This is a genomic window from Pseudomonas sp. 2VD, assembly GCF_005503585.1.
In the GTDB taxonomy this organism is placed as follows: domain Bacteria; phylum Pseudomonadota; class Gammaproteobacteria; order Pseudomonadales; family Pseudomonadaceae; genus Pseudomonas; species Pseudomonas aeruginosa.
In genome coordinates, this window is record NZ_SCND01000456.1 from 1 (window position 1) to 4,109 (window position 4,109).

Sequence of the window (4,109 nt, forward strand, 5' to 3'; positions counted from 1 at the left end):
ACTCGAGGACCTGGCGCAGATGGCGCAGTCCCATGCGTCCGAGGGCGACGGCCAGCTCCCGCGAGAGTCCCAGGCGGTCCAGCGGAAGGGCGGACAACTGGCGTTGCAGCGCTGTCTCGTCCTCGATGGCCAGGCCGTCGTGGCTGTTCGCCAGGACCCTCGCCGCCACCGGGTTCGGCGCCAGGCACAGGCGATGGCGGAAGCCCAGCGCCGTGAGTTCCTTGCGCAAGCGGGCCTCGAAGCGTGGCCAGGGGCCGAACAGGGCAAGGCTGGACTGCACTTCCAGCAGCAGCGCGCGCGGATAGTGCAGGCTGACCTGCGAGCTGAAACCGTAGGCCCAGGCGGCGAGGAAGGCCTGCCAGCGCTCCACGGCGGCGAGGTCGTATTCCGCCGTGGCGAAGTCCCGGCTCAGGGCCTGGGCGGCGATCAGCGATTGACCGGGCTTCAGGCCGAGCGCGCGTGCCGCTGGGTTGACCGCCTGCAACTGCCGGCGCTGCACTGGGCCGCCGAGCAGCGCCAGCGGTGCGTCGGGATTGCTCCGTTGACGCAGCGCGCTGTCCATGGCCAGTTGCGGCAGGAGAATGCAAGCCCAGAGCATGGCCGCCTCATTGCCAGGCGCTGGCTGGCAGGGCGGTCGCCGGCGCGAGGCCGCCCCGGCACTTGAGGATGCGCAGGCGTGGGGGGCGGGTTTCGATGCATAGGCGTAGCGCTGCCGGCGAAGGGTTGACCGCTTCGCGCAGGGGACGATAGGCGAAACCCAGGGCCTGACCGCTTTCGGCGGCAACCTGGAGGCGGCGCAGGGCGCGGTCGTCGGCCTGTTGCGGCCAACACAGCACAGCGGCGCAACTGCCCGAGCGCAGGCACTGTTCGGCAGCCCACAAGGCGTCGCGTCCGCTGGCCTGCAAGAGGACCAGGTGGCGCAGGTCGACCGCGGCGGCCAGCCAGGCCTGCGGATAGGGTACGTAGGGTGCGCCGACCAGTACGACGCGACGTTGCGCCTGGGTCAGGCGAGCGAGGGTCGGCATCAGTAGTTGCAGTTCGCCGACACCGTCGCGGGCATGGAGGATTTCGCTCAGGGCATGCTCCGGCCAACCGCCGCCGGGTAGCAGTGCGTCCAGGCGCGCATGCCCGGTGGGCAGGGAAGCGCCGGCCGGCACGGCGGACTGGCCTTTCCAGATCCTACGTGCGTCGAGCAGCGCACTCAGCGCTATGCCATTGCCTCGTCCGGCGACGGCTGCGGGTGGGGTGATGTCGGCTACGGATGAAAGGGAGGCCAAGGAAATAACTCGAATACTGTATGTAAATACAGTATTTGCTGTAGTCCTTTTCTGGTCAATGGCAGTCGGTCGGCATCCTTTCCTGTGACATTGAGATTCAATAACGAATATAATTGAGAATCGTTATTGATCCTGGGCACGCTATGTCGGCCCAGTGCGTTCCGTCCCTCGAAAGGAATTCCCCTATGGATACCCTGGCCCCTGAATCCACTCGGCAAAACCTGCGTTCGCAACGCCTCAACCTGCTGACCAACGAGCCGCACCAGCGCCTGGAGAGCCTGGTGAAGAGCAAGGAACCCTTCGCCAGCCGGGACAATTTCGCCCGCTTCGTCGCCGCCCAGTACCTCTTCCAGCATGACCTGGAGCCGCTTTATCGCAACGAAGCGCTGGCCCGCCTGTTCCCCGGCCTGGCTTCCCGCGCCCGCGACGACGCCGCTCGTGCAGACCTGGCGGACCTCGGCCATCCGGTGCCGGAGGGCGACCAGAGCGTGCGCGAGGCCGACCTGAGCCTGGCCGAGGCACTGGGCTGGCTGTTCGTTTCCGAAGGTTCGAAGCTGGGCGCTGCGTTCCTGTTCAAAAAAGCCGCCGCGCTCGAACTCGACGAGAACTTCGGCGCCCGCCATCTGGCCGAGCCGGAAGGCGGCCGCGCGCAAGGCTGGAAGAGCTTCGTGGCGATCCTCGACGGCATCGAGCTGAACGAGGAGGAAGAGCGCCTGGCCGCCAAGGGCGCCAGCGATGCCTTCAATCGTTTCGGCGACCTGCTGGAGCGTACCTTCGCCTGAGGGGCGTTCCTTGTCCTTTGATCGGCGGCCAACCTCGCCGACGACGATTGCCCCGGCCTGGTTGCCGGGGTTTTCTGTCTTGCGCCGCCGGCCAGGAGCGCGGACCTGCGGAGGTCCTTAGCGAGGCGGCCGCTGCGCTTCCACTGAGTTGCCGAACGAGGTGCCCAGGCGAATGCGCGTCGCCGATTGGTTGTACAGGCCGAGCTGGTTTGGCGGACGCCGGACGATGGCGGCGGAATCCAGCTCCTGTTCGCGGCGGGCCCTGGCCGCGCTGTCAGGATCGGCCATCTGCTGGCTCAGGCATTCATAGGACAAAGCCTGGTAGCCGTTGACCTCGGTGTTGATGCAGTTCGCCGGCGGCGTCGGCTCGTCGGCCAGGGTGGCGTTCATGGCCAGGCCCAGGATCAGGGCCGGCAGAACCTGCGATGAACGGTGCATGGCGATTCTCCCGCGCTGGGATGGTGGTTTCCCGCTTATACGGCAATCGGTGAAAACATGTCACCGCAGGTACCGTCACACCACAGTCACACAGTGCCATCAGGATGTCCCTCCTGGGTGATGGCCATCTGGCCTGAACCGGGTAGTTCGGACTGGAATCCGTTGATGTCGATCCTCGGGGTGGCAAGGTCGTGCGCAGTGTCGTTGCTCGGTCTCGGCATGCTGCTGCCGGCGTCCGGCGCCGTGCCGGGCGATGGCGGCAGGCCGCCGTTGCGCCTGGCGGTGCACGCGTTCGATATTCCTCCGCAGAGCCTGGCATCGGCGCTGGTGACCTACAGCGGGGTGACGGGAATGGCGGTTCTGGTGGATGGCGAACTGGCCCGTGGACGGCGCTCGGCCCGCTTGCAGGGGCGCTTCACCGCCAGCGACGCCCTGACCCGACTGCTCGGCGGAACCGGCCTGATGGCGCGCTACACCAGCCAGGAAGCGTTCACCCTGCTGCCGGCGCAGGCCGTCAGGAACGCTGCGCCGCTGCCGGCAGAGATGCCGAAGGTCGAGCAGCCGCTGGATCGGCGCTACGCGGGAGCGGTCCAGGCGGCGCTGGAAGAACAGTTGTGCCGCTCGCCGCGCACTCGTCCGGGTACCTATCGCGCGGTGCTGCAACTCTGGATCGGTCGCTTCGGCGAGGTTCGCCACAGTCGCCTGCTCGGTTCGACCGGCGACCCGCAGCGGGACAGCGCCCTGGTGGAAAGCCTGCGCGGCGTGCGGGTGATGCAGGCGACGCCCGCTACGCTGGCCCAGCCGCTGACCATCCTGTTGCTGCCGAAGACGACGGGCAAGGCCATGGAATGCAAGCTGACGGAGGGAGTGGGAGGGTCATGAGCGATTCGCGGCAAAGCGCGATGGTGAAGCTGTTCCTCGCCTCCTACGACGACTTCAAGGCGCGCCTGAAACGGCGCCTGGGCTCCGAGGACCTGGCGTGCGACGTGCTGCACGAAACCTACCTGAGAGTCGACCGGCTGGATGATGCCCTGGAGGTCAAGAAGCCCCAGGCCTACCTGTTCCGTATTGCCCTGAACATTGCCGCCGACCGCCGCGAGGGCGACGCCCGCCTGCTCACCGGGGAGGAGGTGGCGGAGCTGTTGCAGGTGGCCGACGAAGGCCTCGACCCGGAGCGCATCGTCGGCGGTCACGCCGAGATCCGTCGCCTGCTGGAGGCGCTCTGCGAACTGCCGGCGCGGCGTCGGCAGATTCTCATCGCCTCACGCCTGGAAGAGACGCCGCATGCGGAAATCTCCCGTCGCTTCGGCATTTCCACCCGCACCGTGGAGAAGGAACTCAAGGCCGCCCTGTGGTTCTGCGCGGAGCGCCTGGAAAGAAAAGTCATCCAGAGGTTCGGTCCCGGGGCCGGAAAACCGTCATAAGCATAAGCAGGTGGAAAACCGCCGCCATATCCATCCCATGAGCCATTCCGGTGTCCGTACAGCACAGTCATGACAGCCTCAGACTCCGCCGCCGATGAAACCGGCGACCTTCGCCACGAAGCGCACGCCTGGGTGATCAGCCTGACCTCCGGACGCGTCACCCAGGGCGACGCGTCCGGAGGTCAGGC

General features: G+C 67.0%; 6 protein-coding genes and 1 pseudogene. 4 read left to right on the forward strand and 3 right to left on the reverse strand.

Annotation, left to right across the window (positions count from 1 at the left end):
* Both FFS27_RS29570 and imuA read right to left on the reverse strand, forming a co-directional pair.
* The coding region (locus FFS27_RS29570; protein ID WP_137952405.1) for a Y-family DNA polymerase at nucleotides 1-598 on the reverse strand (598 nt) is incomplete at its 3' end.
* Nucleotides 599-605: 7 nt separating this feature from the next.
* The gene (gene imuA / locus FFS27_RS29575; RefSeq protein WP_031627677.1) at nucleotides 606-1,211 is read right to left on the reverse strand and encodes a translesion DNA synthesis-associated protein ImuA; all 606 of its coding nucleotides are present in this window, start codon (nucleotides 1,209-1,211) and stop codon (nucleotides 606-608) included.
* A gap of 251 nt (nucleotides 1,212-1,462) precedes the next feature.
* On the opposite strand from imuA, the gene pigA reads away from it, so the two are divergent.
* Nucleotides 1,463-2,059: a biliverdin-producing heme oxygenase PigA gene (pigA, locus tag FFS27_RS29580; protein ID WP_003085321.1), complete on the forward strand. Its 597-nt coding sequence runs from the start codon at nucleotides 1,463-1,465 to the stop codon at nucleotides 2,057-2,059.
* Between the two features lie 117 nt (nucleotides 2,060-2,176).
* On the opposite strand, the gene FFS27_RS29585 is transcribed toward pigA, so the two are convergent.
* Nucleotides 2,177-2,497: a hypothetical protein gene (locus FFS27_RS29585; protein ID WP_003116538.1), complete on the reverse strand. Its 321-nt coding sequence runs from the start codon at nucleotides 2,495-2,497 to the stop codon at nucleotides 2,177-2,179.
* A 165-nt stretch (nucleotides 2,498-2,662) separates the two neighbouring features.
* Between FFS27_RS29585 and vreA the strand changes: the two genes are divergently transcribed.
* From vreA to FFS27_RS33890, 3 genes and pseudogenes are all read left to right on the forward strand, one after another.
* Complete coding sequence (gene vreA / locus FFS27_RS29590) at nucleotides 2,663-3,379, forward strand: TonB-dependent outer membrane receptor VreA (RefSeq protein ID WP_003120815.1); 717 nt, start codon at nucleotides 2,663-2,665, stop codon at nucleotides 3,377-3,379.
* The gene (gene vreI, locus FFS27_RS29595) at nucleotides 3,376-3,921 is read left to right on the forward strand and encodes an RNA polymerase sigma factor VreI (RefSeq protein WP_003085329.1); all 546 of its coding nucleotides are present in this window, start codon (nucleotides 3,376-3,378) and stop codon (nucleotides 3,919-3,921) included. Before vreA ends, vreI begins: the two co-directional genes overlap by 4 nt.
* Nucleotides 3,922-3,990: 69 nt before the next feature.
* Nucleotides 3,991-4,109 (forward strand): annotated as a pseudogene (locus tag FFS27_RS33890) (hypothetical protein); the annotation flags it as partial.

Coding starts and splice junctions, on each gene's coding strand:
- pigA (WP_003085321.1), top strand. CDS start 1,463: ATGGATACCCTGGCCCCTGAATCCACTCGGCAAAACCTGCGTTCGCAA.
- FFS27_RS29585 (WP_003116538.1), bottom strand. CDS start 2,497: ATGCACCGTTCATCGCAGGTTCTGCCGGCCCTGATCCTGGGCCTGGCC.
- vreA (WP_003120815.1), top strand. CDS start 2,663: ATGTCGATCCTCGGGGTGGCAAGGTCGTGCGCAGTGTCGTTGCTCGGT.
- vreI (WP_003085329.1), top strand. CDS start 3,376: ATGAGCGATTCGCGGCAAAGCGCGATGGTGAAGCTGTTCCTCGCCTCC.